Raw genomic sequence first — 21,332 nt, forward strand, 5'->3', positions numbered from 1 at the left:
TCCCGATACGCATGGCGTCAACTCCTCAGCGGGGGAGGTAGCGGTGCGGCGGTCACAGCTCGCGCAGCCGGGGCAGCAGCTCCTCCTGGGCCCAGTCGAGGAACATCGGCTGGGTGTCGCCGCCCACCTGGACCAGCGCGACGTGGGTGAAGCCGGCGTCGACGAACTTCTTGAACGCCTCGACGTGCCGGTCGGTGTCCGGGCCGCAGGAGATGCCCTCGGCCACGTCCTCCTCCCGGACGAACCGGGTGGCCGCCTCGAACGACTCGGGGCCGGGCAGGTCGGCGTTGACCTTCCAGCCCAGCCCGAACCAGCGGAACTGGTCGTGCACGATCTTGCGGCACTCGTCCTCGTCCGGGCCGTAGCAGATGGCGACCTGCCCGTAGCGGGGGCGGCCCGCGCCGCCCGCCTCCTCGTACATGTCGATCAGGTGGGACAGCGGGTCGGTGGCGATCATGGCGTCGGCGTACTCGGCGGCCAGCGTGGCCGACTGCCGCCCGGACGCGGCCACCGCCATCGGCACCGGCCGCTCCGGCCGGTCCCAGACGTACGCGTCGGGCACGTCGAAGTGGTTGCCGGAGAACGTCAGCGTCTCGCCGTTGAGCAGTGGCCGGATGATCTGCAGCGCCTCCTCGAACATCTCGTGCCGCTGCTGCACGTGCGGCCACCCGCCCACCACGTGCTCGTTGAGGTTCTCCCCGGCGCCGAGACCGAGCGTGAACCGTCCGTCCGAGAGCACCCCGATGGTGCTGGCCTTCTGCGCCACCACCGCCGGGTGGTACCGCCGGATCGGGCAGGTCACGAACGACATCAGCTCGGCCCGGCTGGTGGCGTGGGCGACCGCGCCGAGCACCGACCAGGCGTACGGGGAGTGGCCCTGGGACTCCAGCCAGGGGTAGTAGTGGTCGGACATGACCAGATGGTCGAAGCCGGCGGCCTCGGCGCGTACGGCGTGGTCGACCAGTTGTTTCGGGCCGGCCTGCTCGCACATGAGGGTGTAACCGACGTTGACCATGGCACGTCTCCTTCCCGGGGCGGATCGTCCCCGGATACCCCGCCCGGCGCGGGTCAACCCTGCTGTCCGCTTTCCCGGTTGACGTGCCCCGGCTTCTTAACCGGTTCAGTCGAATTGCCGCGGTCGCACCTCGCCGCCTCCCGGCTTGCCCCGCTTAACCGGTTGCCTAATGCCTTCCATCGCCCTACGCTGATGCCTGCGTCCGTTCGGGAACCGGGCGGCGGCTACCGGGCTCAGTCGCCACCACCTCGTCACCGTCACCGCACCCCCGCTCGGGCACGGGGGAGACCTTCCCCTGAGGACAGCCATGAAGAAACTGCTCTCCGTCGCGGGCGCCGCCCTGCTGACGGCCCTCGCCGCCGTCTTCGCCCTCGGGCAGCCGGCCCACGCCGCCACCGGGTTCTCCGTCTCCAACGGGCGGCTCTACGACGCCAACGGCGTCGAGTTCGTGATGCGCGGGGTCAATCACGCGCACACCTGGTACCCGCAGCAGACCAGCTCCTTCGCCAGCATCAAGGCGCTCGGCGCGAACACCGTCCGGGTCGTCCTGTCCAGCGGCGACCGCTGGACGAAGAACAGCGCCGCCGACGTGGCGAACGTGATCTCGCTGTGCAAGGCCAACCGGATGATCTGCGTACTGGAGGTGCACGACACCACCGGGTACGGCGAGGACGGCGCCGCCACCACGCTGGCGAAGGCCACCGACTACTGGCTGAGCATCGCCGACGTGCTCAAGGGCCAGGAGAAGTACGTCATCGTCAACATCGGCAACGAGCCGTTCGGCAACCAGGGCTACAGCGCCTGGACCACCGACACGTCGAACGCGATCAAGCGGCTGCGCGCCGCCGGCCTGACCCACACGATCATGGTGGACGCGCCGAACTGGGGCCAGGACTGGACGTTCACCATGCGCGACAACGCCGGCACCGTGTTCGCCGCCGACCCGCAGCGCAACACCGTCTTCTCCATCCACATGTACGGCGTGTTCGACACCGCCGCCGAGATCAGCGACTACCTGGGCCGGTTCCGGACCGCCGGGCTGCCCATCGTGGTCGGCGAGTTCGGCTTCAACCACTCCGACGGCAACCCGGACGAGGACGCCATCATGGCGTACGCCCAGGCCAACGGCATCGGCTACCTCGGCTGGTCGTGGAGCGGCAACGGCGGCGGCGTGGAGTACCTGGACATGACCACCGCGTTCAACCCGGCCCAGCTCACCAGCTGGGGTCAGCGGATCTTCAACGGCGCCAACGGCATCGCCGCCACGTCCCGCGAGGCGTCGGTGTACGCCGGCAGCACCCCGACCGCCAGCCCCACCGGCAGCCCGACCACCAGCCCGACGCCGACGAGCAGCCCCAGCCCGACCCCGCCGCCGACCACCACGCCCCCGCCGTCCGGTGGCTGCACCGCCACCTACACCGTCGCGAACTCGTGGCAGGGCGGCTTCCAGGGCGAGGTCAAGGTGACCGCCGGAGCCGCCGCGATCACCGGCTGGACGGTCCGCTGGACGTTCGCCAACGGCCAGTCCGTCACCCAGGCGTGGAACGCCAGCGTCAGCAACAGCGGGTCGGCGTACACCGCCCGCAACGTCGACTACAACGGCCGCCTCGGCGCCGGCGCGAGCACCAGCTTCGGCTTCATCGGCAGCTGGCAGGGCACGAACTCCACCCCCGCCGTAACCTGCACCGCGAGCTGATCACCGGTGGCCGGGCCCGCGCGGGCCCGGCCACCGCTCTCCGACATAGTGATCAAGGGGTTTGTGCCGCGTCCGGGCGCGGGTACAGACGCCACGCCCTTGATCGCGGGTCGAGGCGCGAGCGCGAGGGACCGGAGGGGACGCCATGAGCACGGGGACCAGGGGACGACCGTCGGGGCTGGTGATCGGCTCGCTCGTGGCCGTCTCGTTCGGCACCGTGTTCGTGCTGGTCAACAGCGGTGGTCTGGACGCGCCCTGGCCGCTGGTGCTGCGCGTCGCCGGCCTGCTGGTGGCCGCGCTGCTCCTGGTCACGCTGTTCCGGGTGGCCGGCCGGGAGACGCCCGCCCCGCAGCGGGAGGCCGCCGGGTTCATGGACCGCCGCTACTGGCTGGTGGTGGCGCTGGAGGCGGTCGCGCTCTTCGGTGGCCTGTCCGTGATCAACAACGTGCTGGACCGCCCCGCCGTGGCCGTCGCCTGGGTGGCGGTGGTCGTCGGCGTGCACTTCTTCGGCCTCGCCCACGTCTGGCGGATGCCGCTCTACCACTGGCTGGGCGCCGTGATGACAGCGCTCGGCCTGGCCGGGTTCCTCGCCCACGCGCTCGGCGCGGGCGCCGGCACCGTCGGCCTGATCTCCGGCGTGGGTTGCGGCGCGGCCCTGTTCGCCGCAGTGGCCCTGGCCCTGCGGGACACCGTCCGTCGCGCCGCCGCCTGAGGACGGCCGGACCGCTGATCGCCGTCGAGAGGAACGCGGCCGGTAATTGGTGACTCAGGGTGTTGCGCTCTCCGCTTAGCGTGAGGAGAGTCGTACTCCTTGAAGGGCGGGGACATGTGGGAAACGATTCTGGGCTTCGTCAGTCTGATGCTGGTCGCGGTGTCGTTGTGCTTCTCCGCCGTGCAGACGCGGGAGGTGGCGAAACAGAGCCGCATCAACAACGGCATCGGCTCGGCCACCGCGCTGATGGAAGTGAACAATTTGTCTCGCGCCTGGCACGACCGCCTGTTGGAGAATCCGCCGCTTCGCGCATACTTCTTCGACCGGAAGCCCTCCGCGCCGACCGACACCGACCGGTCCGTCGTGATCACCCTCGCGGAGCTACTCGCGGACGTGCTGGAGTGCGAGCTGCAGGTGGCCGGGCTGCTGCCCGACTTCCGACTCGCCCACTCCTGGCACCGGTGGCCCGCGCACATGCTGGAGCAGAGCCCCGTCCTGGTCGAGGTGGTGGAGAGCCACCCCGACTGGTGGCCCACGCTCCACGAGCTGTGGCGCTCGACCGGCGAGTCCGGCCCGGCCACCGTGACCCATCCATTGGCCGGTGGGGTTGCGGCCACCTCGACCCGCGTCCCGCGGCGGCGCCGGTGACCCACGAACGTCCCGGGCGCGTAGGCTCCCGCGGTTGAACGGGCCGGTCACCGCTGCCGGCGTCTCTCAGCCGACGACGGTGACCTCCAGGAGGAGGGCCTGTTCGGGGTGCAGGGCGGGGAGCTGAACGCCGACCGTGCCCAGCACCGAACCGCTCACCGTGATGCCGTCGCCCGGCCAGGCCAGCCAGCCCGGCGGGGACAGCTCCAGCAGGGCCGGTTCCGGTACTCCGGCGGGCGGGCGGATCCGGTAGCGCCGCTGCGGGTCCAGCCCCGGCAGCCGCACCGCGCCCGGCACCTGCGCCGCCGAGGTGGCGACCCGGCTGACCGCGTACACCGCATGGTTGCGGTCGTGGGCGACCACGCCGTGGGCCTGCACGGCCGGGTCCGGGTGGTCGACCCGGACCACCTGGCCGGTGTGCAGCAGCGGGCGCAGCCGCTTGTGCAGCGCCACCCAGGCGGCGAGTTCGGCCCGTTCGCCGGCGTCGATCGCGGTGATGTCCCACTCGATGCCGTGGTGGCCGAACAGCGCGGTGACCGCGCGGAAGCTCAGGTCGTGCACGCGGTGCGTGGTGTGCGAGCGCTCCGGGCCGATGTGCGTGCCGATCAGTTCCGGCGGCAGCAGCAGGCCGGTCCAGCGCTGGATGGACAGCCGTTCCAGCGCGTCGTTGCAGTCGCTGGCCCAGACCCGGTCGGTGCGGCGCAGGATCTCCAGGTCGACGCGCGCGCCGCCGGAGGAGCAGCTCTCGATCTCGACGTCCGGGTGCCGGGCGCGCAGCTCGTCCAGCAACCGGTAGACCGCGAGGGTCTGCGCGTGCACCCCGGGCCGCCCGGCGTGCCCGGCCTCGGTGAGGTCGCGGTTGTGGTCCCACTTCAGGTACGCGAGCCCGTCGTGCCCGCTCAGCACCGCGTCGAGCCGTTCGAGCAGGTACGCGTACGCGTCCGGGTGGGCCAGGTCGAGCACCTGCTGGTGCCGCCACGGCGGCGGCAGCCGGCCCGGCGCCTGGAGCACCCAGTCGGGATGGGCGCGGAACAGGTCGGAGTCGGGGTTGACCATCTCCGGTTCCACCCAGAGCCCGAACTGCATGCCGTGCCCGCGTACGTGGTCGATCAGCGGCTGCAACCCGTCCGGCCAGACCTCGCCGTCGACCCACCAGTCGCCCAGCCCGGCCTGGTCGTGTCGTCGGCCACGGAACCAGCCGTCGTCCAGCACGAAGCGTTCCACACCGACCTCGGCGGCCGCGTCGGCCAGCGTCCGCAGCCGGTCCAGGTCGTGGTCGAAGTAGACCGCCTCCCACACGTTCAGCGTCACCGGTCGCGGCGTGCGGGGGTGCGAGGTGCGTGATCGCAGGTGGGTGTGCAGCGCGTCGCTGAGCCCGTCCAGCCCGTCGGCCGAGTGCGCCGCGTAGAGCAGGGGAGTGGCGTACTCCTCGCCCGGCCCGAGCACGATCTCGCCGGGTGCGAGCAGCTCACCGCCGCCGAGCGTGGACTCACCTGTGGGGCGGCGCTCGGCGGCGGTGACGTGGTCGCCGCTCCACGCGGTGTGCACCGCCCACACCTCGCCGTGCCGGAAACCGAACCCGGCGGTGCCCGCGACCAGCAACAACGTGGCGTCGTGGCCGGTACGGCCGTGCCGCCCCTCGCGTACCCAGGCGCCCATCGGCCACGGGTGCCGCTGCGGCGCGCGTTCCCGGCACCAGCGGCCGGTCAGGTCGAGCAGTTCGGTGGCGACCGCAGGCACCGGCAGCACCGGCGTCAGCTCCCGCACCTCGTACCGGCCGTCGCCGTCGTTGCGCAGCCGGTGCCGCAGCGTCAGCACGCCCGCCGCGTCCAGCGTGATCTCGACGGTCAGGCTCAGCCCCGCGCCCGGATCCGCCGCCCGCACCTCCACCCGCCCGGAGGAAAGGAAGGGCCCCTTGTTAACGCCTGGTGCATGTAAAGGGGCCCCTCCTAACAGGGCGGGCGACGGTGCCGCGGGCTCGTCGTACACGTCGAGGCCGGTGAGGCGGAACGCCGTCGACCAGTCCCGGCCGTCGCGGTGACCGGCGAGACCGGGACGTCCGCTCCACCCGGCGCTCGCCTCGGGCAGCAGCGACAGCACAGTGGGCGTGTCGAAGCTGCTCGGCACCACCGGCGGCACCGTGGCGTCGACGACCGCGGGCAGGTCCTCGTCGGGCAGCGGGCCGAGGTCGGCGCCCCAGTGCACGACCCGGGGCAGCCCCGGGCCGCGGGCGTCGAGCACCAGGCTGGTCCGCGCGCGGCGCAGGTGGACGATCGTCATCCCTTGGAGGCTCCCAGCGTCAGACCCCGGACGAACTGCTTCTGCAGCAGGAAGAAGATCACCAGGGTGGGGATCGCGACCAGCACCGAGCCGGCCGAGACCAGGTTGTTGTCGGTGAAGAACTCGCCGCGAAGGTTGTTCAGCGAACTGGTGACCGGGAACTTGTCGCCGGTACGCATGAGCACAGTGGCCCAGAAGAACTCGTTGTAGATCCAGGTGACTTCGAGCGTCGCGAGGGCGGCGAGCGCCGGGCGGCACAGCGGCATCGTGACCTGCCAGTACTGCCGCCACACGTTCGCCCCGTCGACCATCGCGGCCTCGTACAGCTCGTGCGGCAGCGCCTTCATGTAGTTGCTGAGCACGAACACGCAGAAGCCGCACTGGAACGCGACGTTGACCAGGATCAGCCCCCAGTAGCTGTCGTACAGCAGCTCCGAGTCGCTCATCCAGGCCGGCAGCGGGATCTCGGTGAACATCCGGAACAGCGGGATGAGCAGCGCCTGCTGCGGCAGCAGGTTCGCCGCGGTGAACAGGCCGAGCAGCGCGATGTTGAGCTTCCAGCTGAACCGGGCGATCACGAACGCCACGCAGGAGGCGAGGAACAGCGTGAGCAGCACCGCCGGGACGGTGATGTACGCCGAGTTGAGGAAGTGCTTGCCGAACTCGGCGGTACGCCAGGCGGTGACGTAGTTGTCGACCGTCCAGCCGCCGAGCGACACGTAGCCGTTGGCGGCTGTGTACTCGTAGGAGCGGAACGAGGTGAGCACCGCCCAGAGGATGGGGAACAGCCAGCCCACGGCGACCGTACCCAGGAACAGGTGCAGGACGACCCGGGCGGGCCGCACGGGGCGGCGGCGGCCGGCGGAGACGGCGGTCATCGCTTGTCCTCCCGCATCACGGTCCAGAGGTAGATGGTGATGAAGACCAGCGAGACGGCCAGCATGATGGTCGCCAGCGCGGAGCCGAAGCCGATCCGGCTGGCCTCGCCCACCACGTTCTGGGTGACCAGCGCGGAGATCAGTTCCAGCCCGTTGCGGCCCTTGTTGATGACCCAGACCAGGTCGAACGCGCGCAGCGACTCGATCACCGTCACCACCAGCACGATGATGTTGATCGGGCGCAGCACCGGGAAGACCACCCGGAAGAACGTGCTGGTCTCCGAGGAGCCGTCCACCGCGGCGGCCTCGCGCAGCGACGGGTCGACGCCCTTGAGGCCGGCCAGGTAGAGCAGCATGATGTAGCCGACGTGCCGCCAGCCGGCCGCCACCAGTACGGCCCAGATGTTGACGTCCGGGTCGCCGTACCAGTCGGTCTCGCCGCCGAACACACCGTTGAGCAGCCCCTGGTCGCGGCTGTAGATGAGCTGCCAGACGAAGCCGATGAGCGCCAGCGACAGCACCACAGGCAGGTAGAGCGCGGTCTGGTAGAAGCGGCTGCCGCGAATCTCCTTGTCGAGCAGCACGGCGAGGAACATGCCGAACGGGGTGGCCACCACGAACAGCGCGGCCAGCCACAGCAGGTTGTTCTGCACGGCGGGGACGAACGGCGGGTAGATGTTCACCACGTCGTCGTAGTTCTTGGCCCCGACCCACTCGATCTCGGAGATCGGGCCGATGCCGTCCCAGTTCGTGCCGGAGAGCAGCACCGTCGCCACCGCGGGCAGCCAGACCAGCCCGGTGACGAGCAACAGGGGTACCAGCACCATCAGCGTGATGACCACGCGGTCGGTGCGGGACAGGAGCCGTAGCCGGCGACCGCGACCACCGTTCGTGGTGGTCGCGGCCGGCGGCGGCACGGCGCGATCCTCTTGGATCAGGGGCAGGTCGGACATGATGTCCTTCCCCCTTCCGCCGTCAGCTGGTGAAGATCGACTTCTTCTGGTTCTCGATGCTGGTGAGCAGCCCGCTGATGTCCTTCGGGTCCTTGATGAACTGCTGCAACGCCGGGATCATCACGGTGGAGGCGAAGTCCGGCCGGGTGTCCCGGTCGAGGAACTGGGCGATCTCGGTGGCGGAGCCGACCAGCTCGGCGGCCTTCTTCTGCAGCGCGGTGTAGGCACCGGTTTCCGCGCCGCTGTTGGCGACAAGCGTGCTCGGGTCGTTCTTGACGGTGATGTCCGCCGCCTCCTTCGAGCCGAGGTACGTCAGCAGCTTCTGCGCCGCGTCCTTGGACTTCGGCTTGCGGGCCATCATGTAGCCGTCGATCGGGGCGTCCAGCGCCTTCGCGCCGATCGTGGAGTCGATCTCGGGGAACGTGAAGAAGTCCAGGTCCTCCAGGTCGGCGCCGCTGAACTGCTGGCCGACGAACAGGCCGAGCAGGTACATGCCGCTCTTCTTCTGCTGCAGCGACTGCGCGGCCTCCTGCCAGGTGCGGCCGAGCGAGTCCGGCTGGTGCAGGGGGAGCAGCCCGGCCCAGGTGTCGAAGACCTTCTTCACCTTGTCGGAGGTCCACGCCTCCTTGCCGGCCATCAGGTCGATGTGGAACTGGTAGCCGTTGATCCGCAGGTTGAGGATGTCGAACGTGCCCATCGCCGGCCAGCCGTCCTTGTCGGCGAACGCGATCGGGTTCAGGCCGTCCTTCTTCATCTGCGCGCCGAGCGTGTTCAGGTCGTCCAGCGTCTTCGGCACCTCGTAGCCGCGCTGCTGCCACACCGACTTGCGGTAGAAGACCGCCCACGGGTAGTACGACGCCGGCACGAAGTACTGCTTGCCGTCGTCGCCTGTGGACGCCTTCTTGAACGCGTCGGAGTAGCCGTCGAGCTTGCCCCACACGTCGCTGAGGTCACCGGCCAGGCCCTTGGCGGCGAAGAAGCGCATCCGGTAGCCGGCGAACCAGGTGAACACGTCGTCCGGCTTGCCCTGCAGGTAGTTGTTGATGTTCTCCTGGAACGTGTTGTGGTCGACCGTGTTGATGTTGACCGTCACGCCGGAGGACGTCTTGAAGCCGTCCATCACCTTGGCGACGACGTCCTTGGGCTTCGGGTCCGACTGGTTCGAGCCGAGGGAGACGCTCTTGGCGTCGCCGCCGGACCCGGAGTCGGAGTCGCCGCAGCCGGCGAGCAGACCGGTGCCGAGCAGCGCCCCCGCGCCGGCCGCGCCGGCGAGCAGCGAGCGCCGGTTCAGGCCGGCGACGGACGGGGGTACGAGCCGGGCGAGGTATTCGGCTTGCGAGCGGGGACGGGACATGGTGCCTCCTGCGTGGAAGAGGTGCGCTGCGCTCATGGACCGTGATCGTTGGCGGTGAGCGGTGTTCGTGTCGGCCGCGGCAGATCCACCGAGAATCCACACGTCCGAACACAAACAGCCGGTGGCGCTTGAAGCTACCCCTTGGCGCGGCGCTGTCAAGAGGGCAAAAAGACGACGCTGTCGGCGGTGAGGCAGGGCAAAGAGTCGGTAAACGTTGGAACTTCAGTCGATGTTGGAAAGTGTTGACTTGGGTGCTGTTCGGGGGCACCCTCTGCTGTCATGCGGAACTGGCACGGCGACGGCATCTGGTACGGCGCGGACTACAACCCGGAGCAGTGGCCCGAGCAGACGTGGGCCGAGGACGTCGAACTCATGCGACGGGCCGGGGTCAACCTGGTCTCGGTCGGCATCTTCTCCTGGGCACTGCTGGAGCCCGCCCCCGGCCGGTACGTCTTCGACTGGCTGGACCGGGCGATCGACCTGCTGCACGACGGCGGCATCAGCGTCGACCTGGCCACCGCCACCGCCAGCCCGCCACCGTGGCTGGCGCACCGGCACCCGGAGACGCTGCCCCGCCGCGCCGACGGCACGGTGCTCTGGCCCGGTGGCCGGCAGGCGTACTGCCCCAGCTCACCGGTGTTCCGGGACCACTCGCTCGCCCTGGTCGAGGCCGTCGCCCGCCGGTACGCGCGCCACCCCGCCGTGGTGCTCTGGCACGTCTCCAACGAACTCGGCTGCCACAACGTGCACTGCTACTGCGACGTCAGCGCCGAGGCGTTCCGCGGCTGGCTGCGCGAGCGCTACGGCGACCTGGACTCGCTCAACGCGGCCTGGGGCACCGCCTTCTGGAGCCAGCGCTACCACGACTGGGCCGAGATCAACCCGCCGCGTACCGCGCCGACGTTCGCCAACCCGACGCAGCAGCTGGACTTCCTGCGGTTCTCCTCCGACGAGCAGCGCGCCCAGCTGCGCGCCGAGCGGGAACTGCTGAACCGGCTCGTCCCGCAGCCCGTCACCACGAACTTCATGATCGGCACCGGCATCAAGTACCTGGACTACCACTCCTGGGCCTCCGACGTGGACGTCGTCTCCAACGACCACTACCTCACCGCCGCCGACCCGCAGCCGCAGGTCAACCTCGCGCTGGCCGCCGACCACACCCGGGGCGTCGCCGGTGGCGCGCCGTGGCTGCTGATGGAGCACTCCACCAGCGCCGTCAACTGGCAGCCCCGAAACGTGGCCAAGACGCCCGGCCAGATGCGCCGCAACAGTCTCGCCCACGTCGCGCGCGGCGCCGACGGCGTGCTGTTCTTCCAGTGGCGGGCCTCCCGGGCCGGCGCGGAGAAGTTCCACTCCGCGCTGGTGCCGCACGCCGGGCCGGACACCAAGGTGTTCCGCGAGGTCTGCCGGCTCGGCGCCGACCTGCGCGCGCTCGCCGAGGTACGCGGCAGCCGCGTCGACGCCGACGTGGCGATCCTGTTCGACTACGAGGCCTGGTGGGGTGCCGAACTCGACTCCCACCCGAGCGTCGACGTCACCTACACCGACCGGCTGTCGGCGCTGCACGCCGCGCTGTGGCGGGCCGGGGTCACCGCCGACGTGGTGCACCCGTCGGCCGACCTGTCCCGCTACCGGCTCGTCCTGGCGCCCACGCTCTACCTCGTCCGCGACGCCGACGCCGACTCGCTGCGCCGGTTCGTGGAGGCCGGCGGCACCGCTGTGGTCACCTACTTCAGCGGCATCGTCGACGAGCACGACCACATCCGGCTCGGCGGTTACCCCGGCGCGTTCCGCGACCTGCTCGGCGTACGCGTCGAGGAGTTCTTCCCGCTGCGGGAAGGCGAGACGGTACGCCTCGACGACGGCGCCCGCGCCGACGTGTGGACCGAGTGGCTGCACGCCGAGGGCGCCGAGGTGCTGGCCGCGTACACCGACGGGCCCCTGCCGGGCGTGCCGGCGCTGACCCGGCACGCGGTCGGCGCGGGCGCCGCCTGGTACGTCGGCACCCGGCTCGACGACGAGGCCACCGACCGGCTGGTGGCCCGGCTCCTCGCCGAGACCGGCGTACGTCCGCCGGTGCGCGCGCCGGCCGGGGTGGAGGTGGTCCGCCGCCGCTCGGCGGACCGGAGCTGGCTGTTCGTGGTCAACCACACCACCGAACCGGCCCGGCTGGCGGTCAGCGGCGTCGAGCTGCTCGGCGGCGCCCGTTGCGACGGCGAGCTGGAGGTGCCGGCGGGTGAGGTGGCGGTGGTCCGCGAGGAGCCCGCGCCGGTGCCCGCGACCGCCTGACCGGTACCCTGCCGTTCGCGCCGAGGAGGTCCCCATGCTCGCCCAGCAACGGCAGAGCGCCATCCTGGAGTTGATCCGCCAGAGCGGCGGCGTCCGGGTCAGTCACCTGGTCAGCCGCTTCGGGGTGTCCGACATGACGATCCGCCGCGACCTGGAGGTGCTGGCCGACCGCGGCCTGATCGACAAGGTGCACGGCGGAGCGACGCTCGCCGGACCCGGCTCCACCGAGGAGCCCGGCTTCGCCGCCAAGTCGGTACGCCAGCAGGCCGAGAAGCGAGCCATCGTGGAGCGGGCCGCCGAGCTGGTCGAGCCGCGGATGGCGGTGGCGCTGTCCGCGGGCACCACCACCGCCGCGCTGGCCGCCCGGCTGGCCGAGGTACGCGGACTGACAGTGGTCACCAACTCGATCCCGGTGGCCGACGCGCTCTACCAGAACCCCCGCGCCGACCAGACGGTGGTGCTGACCGGCGGCATCCGTACCCCGTCGGACGCGCTCACCGGCCCGGTCGCCGAGGCGGCCATCGCCGCGCTCAACGTCGACCTGCTCTTCCTCGGCGTGCACGGGATGAGCCCGCGTACCGGCTTCACCACGCCCAACCTGCTGGAGGCGGCGGTGAACCGGCGGCTGATCGGCGCCGCCCGGCGGCTCGTGGTGCTGGCCGACCACACCAAGTGGGAGACCATCGGCATCGCCACCATCGCGCCGCTGGAGGAGGCCGACGTGCTGATCACCGACGGCGGCCTGCCGCCGGAGGCCCGTCGGCAGCTCGGTGAGCAGGTCGGCGAGCTGGTGGTGGTCCGCGCGGACTGACACCGCGGCGTGCCTCACAGGCACTTCTCAGCCCCGCCGTCTAGGGTGCCCTGACGAAGTGCCCGACGGTCCATGTCGGAGCGCAGTTGCACGGGAGTGACCGATGGTCTTCAAGAAGATGTTGAGCGCGTTCGGCGTGGGCGGCCCGACCGTCGACACGGTGCTCAGCAACCCGAACACCCGGCCGGGCCTGACCCTGGACGGGCACGTGAACCTGGTCGGCGGCGACGCGCCGGCCCGCATCGAGCAGATCAACATCGGTCTGGTGACCCGGGTCGAGATCGAGAGCGGCGACCACGAGTTCGCGGGCGTGATGGAGTTCCACCGGATGCCGGTCAGCGGCGCCTTCGAGCTGGCCCCGAAGCAGCAGCTCTCCATCCCGTTCCAGATGCCGGTGCCGTGGGAGACCCCGATCACCGACGTGTACGGCCAGCGCCTGCACGGCATGACCATGGGCCTGCGCACCGAGCTGGCGGTGGCCCGCGCGGTCGACAAGTCGGACCTGGACCAGGTGTCCGTGCACCCGCTGCCGATCCACGAGCGGATCCTGGAGGCGTTCCAGGCGCTCGGCTTCCGGTTCAAGCACGCCGACCTGGAGCGGGGTCACATCTACGGCGTGCCGCAGACGCTGCCGTTCTACCAGGAGATCGAGTTCTTCGCCGCGCCGCAGTACGCGCAGACCGTCACCGAGGTCGAGCTGACGTTCGTGACCAGCCAGCAGGGCGTCGAGGTGATCCTGGAGTGCGACAAGCGCGGCGGCTTCCTCAGCCCCGGGCACGACGTCATCGGCAGGTACTCGATTCCGCACAGCGACGCCGCCCGTACCGACTGGGTGCAGGTCGTCGACGGCTGGCTGCGGGAGACCACCGGCCGCTACGGCAGCCTGCGGGCCCAGGGCTTCGGAATGCCGCACGGCGGCGGCCACGGCTACCCGGGTCACCACGGCCACGGGCGGCGCGGCCCGGGCATGGGCGGCGTGGTCGCGGGCGCCGCGCTCGGTGTCGCCGGCGGCATGATCGCCGGTGAGATGCTCGATGACGCGTTCGACGGCGGCGACGACTTCGGGGACTTCGGCGGGGAGTGAGCACATGCGACGACGCCCCCGGGACGGATCCCGGGGGCGTCGCCGTTAGCGCGGCGGGGGGTCAACGCCCCCGGCGCTCCTTGCCGGAGCGACGCGCGCTGCCCGCCTTCGACAGGCCACGGCTGACCAGGTACGCGCCGGTCAGCGCGGTCAGGTACCACCAGGCCTGGTTCGGGTTGTTGATGTTCAGGCCGTTGGTGGCGGCGCCTCGCCAGAACGCGGCGATCACGACGACCGCGACCGCTGCGGCGTACACCCAGAACTCGGTGGTCAGGAACGCCTGCTTCGTCTCCGTACCCGGGGACGGCATGTTCTCCCGGTGACCGTCGTGCATCGACGGCATCTGCCGGGTCGACGTGTCCTGCATGCTCGACCGGTTCTGGACGTCGGACATCGGCCGGTTCATCGGCCTGGTGGATGCAGCCTGCGTGCTCATCTGGTCCTCCTCAGGATTTGATGAGTCGTTAACCTGCACACCCTCGCCCCGCTACCGCAGGTCGGCCACGGCGCGGTTCGCGCTCTGTGGCGGGGGCACCCTGGGTCTACCCGGGGCCGGAGACAAGGTAACCGCCGGTCACCGTCGAATGGCCGTCGCGCTCGGCTCGCGGCCGGAACCGGACACCGGGGCGCACACCGGTCCTCCCGCCGCCGGTTCCGGTTTCAGCCATCCACCCTCGGGCACGCAACACCGATACCCCGAGAGAGCTGCGAGGTGGTTGACGTGCGTGAGGACGACATGCGGCAGGACGCCGCCCGGCAGGCTGAGCAGCGGGTCGCCGGAGGCGTGTACGGCGAGGGCGCGCTGGACGAGGTCACGGTGCCCCAGACCGACGTCGAGCGGATGCGGCAGGAACTCGACCCGGACGACCCGGCGGACGTACCCGTCGACCCGACGGTGCTGCGCGACGGCGGACCGACCCGGGGTCAGGGAGCGGTGACCACGACAGGTGGCACCGCCGGCCCGGCGAGTGTGCGCCGGCTGGCCCGCCAGCCCGAGAAGCACCCGGGCAAGGTGGCGCCGACGACGACCGGTGACGCGAGCACGGGTGGTTTGAGTACCCCGGCCGGCGGCTCCACGAGCGACAACTCGGCCACGGGTGCCCAGGTGGGCAACTTCACCAACAACCGCCCCAACCCAGGCTGACTGAGTCACGGCGGGGACGGCGGGACGGCCTCCGGCCGCCCCGCCGTCCCGTGTCTGCGCTTCCCCTCCCCAGCCCCGTTCCCGGTGTGATGTCCACTTCGTGCGGACGCTGCCGTCGCCACCTCGGGGATGTGGTGTGGTCAGAGCGGGCGTGACATAGCAACGTCCCCGGTCTGGCGCGCGCGTCGCCACTTCGGCGAAGTGGCTTGTTCGCCCGACCCGCTCCCGCTCTACCCGGTCGTGGGGCTTTCTCCCGGCTCGCGCTGACGGCGTCCCGCCACGTCGGGGAAGTGGTGCGGTCGGGGTGGATGGGATGTAGCCGTTTCCCCGAGGTGGTGCACGCGTCGCCACTTCGGGGAGGTGGTGTGGTCAGAGCGGGCGTGACATAGCAACGTCCCCGATCTGGCGCAGGCGCCCGCCAGTTCCCCGATCTGGCGGGAACAGGCCGACGGAACACGCGCCTAACCCGGCACACACCCCGCCCTCACTCGCCGATCTTGCACTCTCGGCCCGAAAGATGTCCGCTTTGTCGATCCTTCCGGGGCCGCAACTCCATGATCGCGGAGCAGGGGCGGGGCAGGGGCGGGGGCGCGAGGAGCGCGGGAGGGTGCGCCCGGCGGGATGTCGGGCAGCACGTGCCCGGGCCGGTCGATCATGAAGTTGACGGCGGAAATGGAGATCGACATCGCCGTCAACTTCATGATCGACGGGGCGGAGGGCGGGCGGAGGGGCGGGAGGGGGGAGTCAGGGGGTGCGGAGGATGCCTAGGCGCTGGGTGGCTCTTGTCAGGGCCACGTAGAGGTCGCTGTGGCCCCTCGGGGACTCGGAGACGATCCGGGCCGGGTCGACCACCAGCACCGAGTCGAACTCCAGGCCCTTTGCCTGCTCGGTGGTCAGCACCACGATCCGGTTCGCCAGCTCCGGCTGCTCGCCCACCGTCGCCTCCGGCAGCGCCGCCACCACCGCGCCGCCCAGCTCGGCCACCCGGCCGGTCGGCACCAGCACGCCGAGCCGCCCGTCTCCGAGCGACGCGGCCTCCCGGGCCGTCGCCTCGACCAGCTCCGTGACCAGCCGGTCCGCCGGTACGGTCCGGTCCCACGGCGGTACGCCGGTGGCGCGTACCGAGCGGGGTGGCCGCAGCGCCGGGTCGATCTCGGCCAGCACGTCGGCGGCGACCGCCATGATCTCGGCCGGGGTGCGGTAGCTGACAGTCAGCTCCTCCAGCCGCCACCGGTCCGCCACGTACGGCGCCAGCGCCTCGCCCCACGACGGCGTGCCAGCGAGCGCACCGGTCTGCGCCACGTCGCCGACGATCGTCATGGACCGGCTCGGGCAGCGGCGCATCAGCAGCCGCCAGGCCATCGGCGACAGCTCCTGCGCCTCGTCGACGATCACATGCCCGAACGCCCAGTTCCGGTCGGCGGCGGCGCGCTGGGCGGTGGTGAGCCGGTCGGACTCCTCCTGCCGCTCGGAGAGCCGGTCCGCGTCGATCAGGTCGGTGACGCCGAGGATCTCACCGCCGTCGGCCTCGTCCTCCACGTCGATGGAGCGGGAGCCGCGCCAGATCTCCAGCACGCCCTCGGCGTACTCGCGTTCCAGCGCCCGGATCCGCTCCCGGCGGGCGACGGCGGCACGTTCGTCCTCGCCGAGCAGTTCGGCGGCCTCGTCCAGTAGCGGCACGTCGGCTGGCGTCCAGCCGCCCGGCTCGCGGTGCAGCGCGGTCCGCTCGGCGTCGGTGAGCATCGGCGCTGCGGTGGCGATCCGCTCCGGCGAGGCGTACAGGTCGGCGAGCAGGCGTTGCGGGGTGAGCACCGGCCACAGTTCGTCCAGCGCGGCCCGGATCTCCGGCTCCTCGCGCAGCTCGCGGCGGATCTCCGCGCGGTCGGCCTCGGAGAGCAGGTTGTCCCCGCCCAGCGGGTCGGCGCCGATCCGCTCGGCCACCTGGTCGGCGAGCGCGTGCACGATCTCCACGTCGAACAGGGCGCGGGCGAGGTTGTGCGGGCGGCCGGTGCGGCGTACCCGGTCGCGGGCCTGCCGCACGGTCTCCGGGTCGAGCGTCAGCACCTCCCGCTGCGGCAGCTCGATGGTGACCGGCTCGTCGGGCACCCACTGCCGGTCGCGGACCGCGGCGGCCAGCACCTCGGCCAGCACCGCGCGGCCCTTCAGCGCCGCGGTGGTGGCCGGCTCCGCGCGGCGGGCGTGTACGCCGGGGAACAGGTCGGCCTGGGTACGCAGCAGCACGCCGGTCTCGGCCAGCGTGGGCAGCACCTGGGAGATGTAGCGCAGGAACGTGGCGTTCGGGCCGACCAGCAGCACGCCGCGGGTGGAGAGCTGCTGGCGGTGGGTGTAGAGCAGGTACGCGGCCCGGTGCAGCGCCACGGCCGTCTTGCCGGTGCCGGGCCCGCCCTGGACCACCATCACGCCGGGCAGGTCGGCGCGGATGATCCGGTCCTGCTCGGCCTGGATCGTCTCGACGATGTCGCGCATCCGGCCGGTGCGCCCGGCGTTGAGCGCGGCGAGCAGCGACGCCTCGCCGGTCACCTCCTCGTGCGCGGTGGGGGAGGCGGCGGCGATGTCGAGCACCTCGTCGTTGAGCCCGGTCACCTTCCGGTCCCGGGTGCGCAGGTGACGCCGGCGGCGTACGCCCTGCGGGTTGGCGGCGGTGGCCAGGTAGAACGGCCGGGCGGCGGGGGCGCGCCAGTCCATCAGCAGCGGGTCGTAGTCGCCGGACGAGTCGAAGATCCCGATCCGGCCGATGTAGCGGACCGCGCCGTCGTCGCCGTCGAGGCGGCCGAAGCACAGGCCGCTCTCCACAGCGGAGAACTGTTCGACCTGGTCGGCGTACATCGCGACGGTCGAGTCGCGCTGCGAGCGGGCCTGCTGCGTGCCACCGGTGTGGCGCAACTCCTCGTCGAGCCGCCGGGCGGCCTGTTCCCGCATGCCGTCCAGCCGGTCGTACAGCATCGAGACGTATTCCTGTTCCCGGCCGATCTCGTCGTCCTGGCGCAGGTCAGCCGACACGTCGGAGTGCGTTGACAATCCGGCTCCTCATTGACTAAAATTGCCGCAGGAATGGCATTCAGAAGCCATTCCTTTTTTGTGCCTGAACTGAGAAAGATAGCGCGTCGGCAGCCACCAGACCAAGCCCGGACACGACTCGGGGCCCGGCCGGCCTCAGCCGACCGAGCCCCGGGCACGGCGATTCTCAGCCCTTTGCGGCCTCGTAGAGCCGCTCCGGCGTGACCAGACCGGCGATCACCCGGCCGTCGTCGGTCAGCAGCACGCTGAACAGCTTGCCGCTGAGCAGCCGGCCGCTGCCCCAGTCGCCGCTGACCTTCGGCAGGTCACCGAGCACCTGCCCCAGCATCTGGGCATCCGGCGCGTCCGCGCCGGGCTTCGCGCCGCCGCCGGTCGCCGCGTCGCCGATCTTGGCGACCACGACTGTGGTCCAGCCGGTGCCGACGGTACGGACGTCCGGCTTCTCGGCGTCCTTCTTCTCGAACCGCTTACCGGCCGGTCCGGGCCGCTCGCCCTCGGTCGCCTCGGTGACCTTCACGCCGGGCGGCGGGTTGAACCGGAACTGGTCGGCCTCCGGCGTGCGGAAGTCGACCTGGGTGAACGCCACCTGGAACGCCGGCTCGTCCTGCCCGTCGGCGAGCACCTGCAGGCGCAGCGGCACGTGCTCCTTCGCGTCGAGTGCGATCCGGACCTGGTGGACCAGTGACGCCTTGTCGCGCGGCGTGAGCACCAGCTCGTACGCGTCCCGCCCGGCGACCGTGGCCGTGCGGCCGACGGTGACCGCGGTGGTCGGGTCGATCGCCTCCAGCGCCCGGTCCGCGGCGTCGGCCGGGGTGGCCGGCACGGTGGCCCGCTCCGGCGCGTCGGCCGGCAGCTTCCGGTGCGTCGCGGTGTTCTCCCGGCTGTTCCAGGTCCAGACGTCGCGCCCGTTGCGCAGGATGTCCTGCTCGCCGAGCGTGTCGACCAGCGCGAGCCGCTGCCGGTCCTCGCCGCCGTACCAGACGCGCAGCGTGTGCGTACCGGAGACCAGGCCGGCCAGGTCGTTGCCGGTGGCCTGGCCGGCGAGCGCGGCGATCGGCGGCAGGCCGAGGTCGGCGCGCTGCACCACGGTGCCGGAGAGCCCGTCCAGGCGGGACGTGCGCAGGTCTTCCAGGAGCTGGGCGGCGCTGCGCGGCGGCAGCGCCGGGTCGGCGCCGGCGGCGAACGTGCCGACGGCGGCGCCACCGCCGATCACGGCGACCCCCGCGGTCACCGGGACCAGCCAGCGCAGCACGGCGCGGTTCTTCATCACTGACATAGTGTGCACCTCCTGCGCTCCATGCTGCGCGACCGTCGCTGTGACCACGCTGAGGAGATCCCCTACGGGTGACCCCATGGTGGCACCCTTGACCGGTGCGGTTGCTGGTGGTGGAGGACGAGACGCGGCTCGCGGCGGCGCTGCGCCGGGGCCTGTCGGCGGAGGGTTTCGTGGTCGACGTGGCGGCTACCGGCCCGGACGGGCTGGACGCGGCCCGGCACGGCGAGTACGACGCGATGATCCTCGACGTGATGCTGCCCGGTTTGTCCGGTTACGAGGTGGTGCGCCGGCTGCGCGCCGAGCAGCGCTGGCTGCCGGTGCTGATGCTGTCGGCCAAGGACGGCGAGTACGACCAGGCCGACGGCCTGGACTGCGGCGCCGACGACTATCTGACCAAGCCCTTCTCGTACGTGGTGCTGCTGGCCCGCCTGCGGGCGTTGCTGCGCCGCGGCGCGCCCCGGCGGCCGACCGTGCTCACCGTCGGCGACCTGCGCCTGGACCCGGCCCGCCGCCGGGTCACCCGGGCCGACACCGAGGTGGTGCTGACCAGCCGCGAGTACGCGCTGCTGGACTACCTGATGCGCCGCCCCGGCGAGGTGGTCTCCAAGACCGAGCTGCTGGACCACGTCTGGGACGCCTCGGTCGACACCGCGCCGAACGCGGTGGAGGTCTACGTCGGCTACCTGCGCCGCAAGATCGGCCGGGAGCGGCTGGAGACGGTACGCGGCGCCGGTTACCGGCTGGCCACATGAGCCGGTGGATACGCGGCCCGCTGCCGCGGCTGGGCCTGCGGGCGCGGCTGCTCGCGCTGGGCGTGCTGGGGCTGGCGGTCGGGTTCGCGTTCGGCGGGGCGCTGCTGCTGGGTGCGCTGGGCTGGACGCTGCAACGGTCGGTCGACGAGGAGGCGCTGCGTACCGCGGACGCGGTCGCGTTGCTGACCGCCGAGGACGCGCTGCCGGACCCGCTGCCTGTCGCGGGCGGGCAGTTGCGGGTGCAGGTGGTCGACGCGGAGGGCCGGATCCGGGCCGCCTCGATCGACGCGGACCGCCTGGTGCCGATGCTCGGCCCGGACGAGCTGCGCCCCGGGCAGCGGCAGCGGCTGGTGGTCGACGGGCGGCGCGCCGGCATGCCCGGCCCGGTCCGGGTGGTCACGGTGCCGGCCGGCACGGCGCAGGAGCCGCGTACGGTGCTGGTCGCCAAGTCGCTCACCGACGTGCGGCACAGCCTGCACGTGGTCCGCAACCTGCTGCTCGTGGGCTTCCCGCTGCTGGTGGCGGGGCTCGGCGTGGTGGCCTGGCGGGTGGTGGGCGCGACGCTCCGGCCGGTCGAGCAGTTGCGCAGCGGCGCCGCCGAGATCACCGGGCGGGCCGGGGCGGAGCGGCTGCCCGTACCGGCCGGGCAGGACGAGATCCACCGGCTCGCGGTCACACTCAACGACATGCTGGACCGGCTGGCCGCGTCCCGGGACCGCCAGCGCGCGTTCGTCGCCGACGCCGCGCACGAGCTGCGCAGCCCGCTGACGAACATGCGTACCGAGCTGGAGGTGGCCCGGCGTCTCGGCGGCGACACCGACTGGCCGGCGGTCGCCGACGACCTGCTCGCCGACACGGAGCGGCTGAGCCGCCTGGTGGACGACCTGCTGCTGCTGGCCCGCCTCGACGAGCAGGACGCCCGGCCGTCCCCGGTCGGCCCGGTGGAGCTGGGGGAGCTGCTGCGCGGTGTGGCCGCCCGCTACCCGTCGCCGCCGGTCCGGCTGACGCCGCCGGACGCGCCCCGATGGGTGGAGGGGGACGCGGGGGAGCTGCGCCGGGTGCTGGTGAACCTGGTGGACAACGCGCTGCGGCACGCGTACTCCGCCGTGGAACTGGCCGTGAGCGGGCCGGACGGGGCGTACCACCTGATCACGGTGACCGACGACGGGCCGGGCATCCCGGCGGCGGACCGGGAGCGGGTGTTCGCCCGGTTCACCCGGCTCGACGACGCGCGGGCCCGCGACGCGGGCGGCGCGGGCCTGGGCCTGGCCATCGTGCGTGAGCTGGTACGGCGGGCCGGCGGCACGGTGGAGCTGGCCGACGCGACGCCCGGCGCCGCCGCGCCGGGGCTGCGCGCGACGGTACGGCTGTCCGCGCTGGCCGAGCCGGACGCGGAGTGAG

The 21,332-nt window shown here is 71.9% G+C and carries 17 protein-coding genes; 9 read left to right on the forward strand and 8 right to left on the reverse strand.

What is annotated here, in order from left to right; all coding sequences use genetic code 11:
- Positions 1-52 precede the first annotated feature (52 nt).
- Positions 53-1,015 carry a TIGR03557 family F420-dependent LLM class oxidoreductase gene (locus MICAU_RS08535; protein ID WP_013284900.1) on the reverse strand — a complete coding sequence of 321 codons (963 nt, stop codon included), beginning with the start codon at positions 1,013-1,015 and terminating at the stop codon, positions 53-55.
- A gap of 307 nt (positions 1,016-1,322) precedes the next feature.
- Here MICAU_RS08535 and MICAU_RS08540 point away from each other — a divergent pair, with 307 nt between their 5' ends.
- The 3 genes from MICAU_RS08540 (at position 1,323) to MICAU_RS08550 (ending at position 4,071) form a co-directional block, all read left to right on the forward strand.
- Positions 1,323-2,711 (forward strand): cellulase family glycosylhydrolase, encoded by a 1,389-nt coding sequence (locus MICAU_RS08540; RefSeq protein WP_013284901.1) that lies wholly within the window; start codon positions 1,323-1,325, stop codon positions 2,709-2,711.
- Between the two features lie 145 nt (positions 2,712-2,856).
- A complete protein-coding gene (locus MICAU_RS08545) occupies positions 2,857-3,423 on the forward strand; it encodes a hypothetical protein (protein WP_013284902.1) in 567 nt (188 codons plus the stop codon).
- 114 nt (positions 3,424-3,537) lie between these two features.
- Positions 3,538-4,071: a hypothetical protein gene (locus MICAU_RS08550; RefSeq protein ID WP_013284903.1), complete on the forward strand. Its 534-nt coding sequence runs from the start codon at positions 3,538-3,540 to the stop codon at positions 4,069-4,071.
- Between the two features lie 66 nt (positions 4,072-4,137).
- Here MICAU_RS08550 and MICAU_RS08555 read toward each other — a convergent pair whose 3' ends face one another.
- Genes MICAU_RS08555 through MICAU_RS08570 form a run of 4 tightly spaced genes read right to left on the reverse strand, consistent with a single transcriptional unit; the run spans position 4,138 to position 9,572 of the window.
- A complete protein-coding gene (locus MICAU_RS08555; RefSeq protein WP_013284904.1) occupies positions 4,138-6,351 on the reverse strand; it encodes an alpha-galactosidase in 2,214 nt (737 codons plus the stop codon).
- Positions 6,348-7,229, reverse strand: coding sequence for a carbohydrate ABC transporter permease (locus MICAU_RS08560; protein WP_013284905.1), 882 nt, complete (start codon positions 7,227-7,229; stop codon positions 6,348-6,350). The genes MICAU_RS08555 and MICAU_RS08560 overlap by 4 nt, the downstream gene beginning before the upstream one ends.
- Entirely contained in the window at positions 7,226-8,182 is a 957-nt protein-coding gene (locus MICAU_RS08565; protein ID WP_013284906.1) for a carbohydrate ABC transporter permease, read from the reverse strand. The genes MICAU_RS08560 and MICAU_RS08565 overlap by 4 nt, the downstream gene beginning before the upstream one ends.
- A gap of 22 nt (positions 8,183-8,204) precedes the next feature.
- The gene (locus MICAU_RS08570) at positions 8,205-9,572 is read right to left on the reverse strand and encodes an ABC transporter substrate-binding protein (RefSeq protein ID WP_225319818.1); all 1,368 of its coding nucleotides are present in this window, start codon (positions 9,570-9,572) and stop codon (positions 8,205-8,207) included.
- Positions 9,573-9,815: 243 nt separating this feature from the next.
- Here MICAU_RS08570 and MICAU_RS08575 point away from each other — a divergent pair, with 243 nt between their 5' ends.
- From MICAU_RS08575 to MICAU_RS08585, 3 genes are all read left to right on the forward strand, one after another.
- Positions 9,816-11,825, forward strand: coding sequence for a beta-galactosidase (locus MICAU_RS08575; protein WP_013284908.1), 2,010 nt, complete (start codon positions 9,816-9,818; stop codon positions 11,823-11,825).
- Between the two features lie 34 nt (positions 11,826-11,859).
- Positions 11,860-12,636, forward strand: a complete 777-nt coding sequence (locus MICAU_RS08580; protein ID WP_013284909.1) for a DeoR/GlpR family DNA-binding transcription regulator — start codon at positions 11,860-11,862, stop codon at positions 12,634-12,636.
- A 103-nt stretch (positions 12,637-12,739) separates the two neighbouring features.
- Entirely contained in the window at positions 12,740-13,720 is a 981-nt protein-coding gene (locus MICAU_RS08585) for a sporulation protein (RefSeq protein ID WP_013284910.1), read from the forward strand.
- Positions 13,721-13,781: 61 nt separating this feature from the next.
- Here MICAU_RS08585 and MICAU_RS08590 read toward each other — a convergent pair whose 3' ends face one another.
- Positions 13,782-14,156 carry a hypothetical protein gene (locus MICAU_RS08590; protein WP_013284911.1) on the reverse strand — a complete coding sequence of 125 codons (375 nt, stop codon included), beginning with the start codon at positions 14,154-14,156 and terminating at the stop codon, positions 13,782-13,784.
- Between the two features lie 285 nt (positions 14,157-14,441).
- Here MICAU_RS08590 and MICAU_RS08595 point away from each other — a divergent pair, with 285 nt between their 5' ends.
- On the forward strand, positions 14,442-14,864 hold the full coding sequence (locus MICAU_RS08595) for a hypothetical protein (protein ID WP_041784166.1): 423 nt from the start codon (positions 14,442-14,444) through the stop codon (positions 14,862-14,864).
- 744 nt (positions 14,865-15,608) lie between these two features.
- Here MICAU_RS08595 and MICAU_RS08600 read toward each other — a convergent pair.
- Together MICAU_RS08600 and MICAU_RS08605 are read right to left on the reverse strand one after the other, a co-directional pair.
- On the reverse strand, positions 15,609-17,903 hold the full coding sequence (locus tag MICAU_RS08600) for a HelD family protein (protein WP_013284913.1): 2,295 nt from the start codon (positions 17,901-17,903) through the stop codon (positions 15,609-15,611).
- 166 nt (positions 17,904-18,069) lie between these two features.
- Positions 18,070-19,179: a LolA family protein gene (locus MICAU_RS08605; RefSeq protein WP_013284914.1), complete on the reverse strand. Its 1,110-nt coding sequence runs from the start codon at positions 19,177-19,179 to the stop codon at positions 18,070-18,072.
- 95 nt (positions 19,180-19,274) lie between these two features.
- Here MICAU_RS08605 and MICAU_RS08610 point away from each other — a divergent pair, with 95 nt between their 5' ends.
- On the forward strand, positions 19,275-19,931 hold the full coding sequence (locus MICAU_RS08610; RefSeq protein ID WP_013284915.1) for a response regulator transcription factor: 657 nt from the start codon (positions 19,275-19,277) through the stop codon (positions 19,929-19,931).
- Complete coding sequence (locus tag MICAU_RS08615) at positions 19,928-21,331, forward strand: sensor histidine kinase (protein ID WP_013284916.1); 1,404 nt, start codon at positions 19,928-19,930, stop codon at positions 21,329-21,331. The genes MICAU_RS08610 and MICAU_RS08615 overlap by 4 nt, the downstream gene beginning before the upstream one ends.
- Position 21,332 lies beyond the last annotated feature (1 nt).

The sequence above is a fragment of the Micromonospora aurantiaca ATCC 27029 genome, assembly GCF_000145235.1.
GTDB classification, from domain to species: domain Bacteria; phylum Actinomycetota; class Actinomycetes; order Mycobacteriales; family Micromonosporaceae; genus Micromonospora; species Micromonospora aurantiaca.

Coding starts and splice junctions, on each gene's coding strand:
- MICAU_RS08605 (WP_013284914.1), bottom strand. CDS start 19,179: ATGTCAGTGATGAAGAACCGCGCCGTGCTGCGCTGGCTGGTCCCGGTG.
- MICAU_RS08555 (WP_013284904.1), bottom strand. CDS start 6,351: ATGACGATCGTCCACCTGCGCCGCGCGCGGACCAGCCTGGTGCTCGAC.
- MICAU_RS08545 (WP_013284902.1), top strand. CDS start 2,857: ATGAGCACGGGGACCAGGGGACGACCGTCGGGGCTGGTGATCGGCTCG.
- MICAU_RS08570 (WP_225319818.1), bottom strand. CDS start 9,572: ATGAGCGCAGCGCACCTCTTCCACGCAGGAGGCACCATGTCCCGTCCC.
- MICAU_RS08575 (WP_013284908.1), top strand. CDS start 9,816: ATGCGGAACTGGCACGGCGACGGCATCTGGTACGGCGCGGACTACAAC.
- MICAU_RS08540 (WP_013284901.1), top strand. CDS start 1,323: ATGAAGAAACTGCTCTCCGTCGCGGGCGCCGCCCTGCTGACGGCCCTC.
- MICAU_RS08550 (WP_013284903.1), top strand. CDS start 3,538: ATGTGGGAAACGATTCTGGGCTTCGTCAGTCTGATGCTGGTCGCGGTG.
- MICAU_RS08585 (WP_013284910.1), top strand. CDS start 12,740: ATGGTCTTCAAGAAGATGTTGAGCGCGTTCGGCGTGGGCGGCCCGACC.
- MICAU_RS08565 (WP_013284906.1), bottom strand. CDS start 8,182: ATGTCCGACCTGCCCCTGATCCAAGAGGATCGCGCCGTGCCGCCGCCG.
- MICAU_RS08560 (WP_013284905.1), bottom strand. CDS start 7,229: ATGACCGCCGTCTCCGCCGGCCGCCGCCGCCCCGTGCGGCCCGCCCGG.
- MICAU_RS08580 (WP_013284909.1), top strand. CDS start 11,860: ATGCTCGCCCAGCAACGGCAGAGCGCCATCCTGGAGTTGATCCGCCAG.
- MICAU_RS08535 (WP_013284900.1), bottom strand. CDS start 1,015: ATGGTCAACGTCGGTTACACCCTCATGTGCGAGCAGGCCGGCCCGAAA.
- MICAU_RS08615 (WP_013284916.1), top strand. CDS start 19,928: ATGAGCCGGTGGATACGCGGCCCGCTGCCGCGGCTGGGCCTGCGGGCG.
- MICAU_RS08590 (WP_013284911.1), bottom strand. CDS start 14,156: ATGAGCACGCAGGCTGCATCCACCAGGCCGATGAACCGGCCGATGTCC.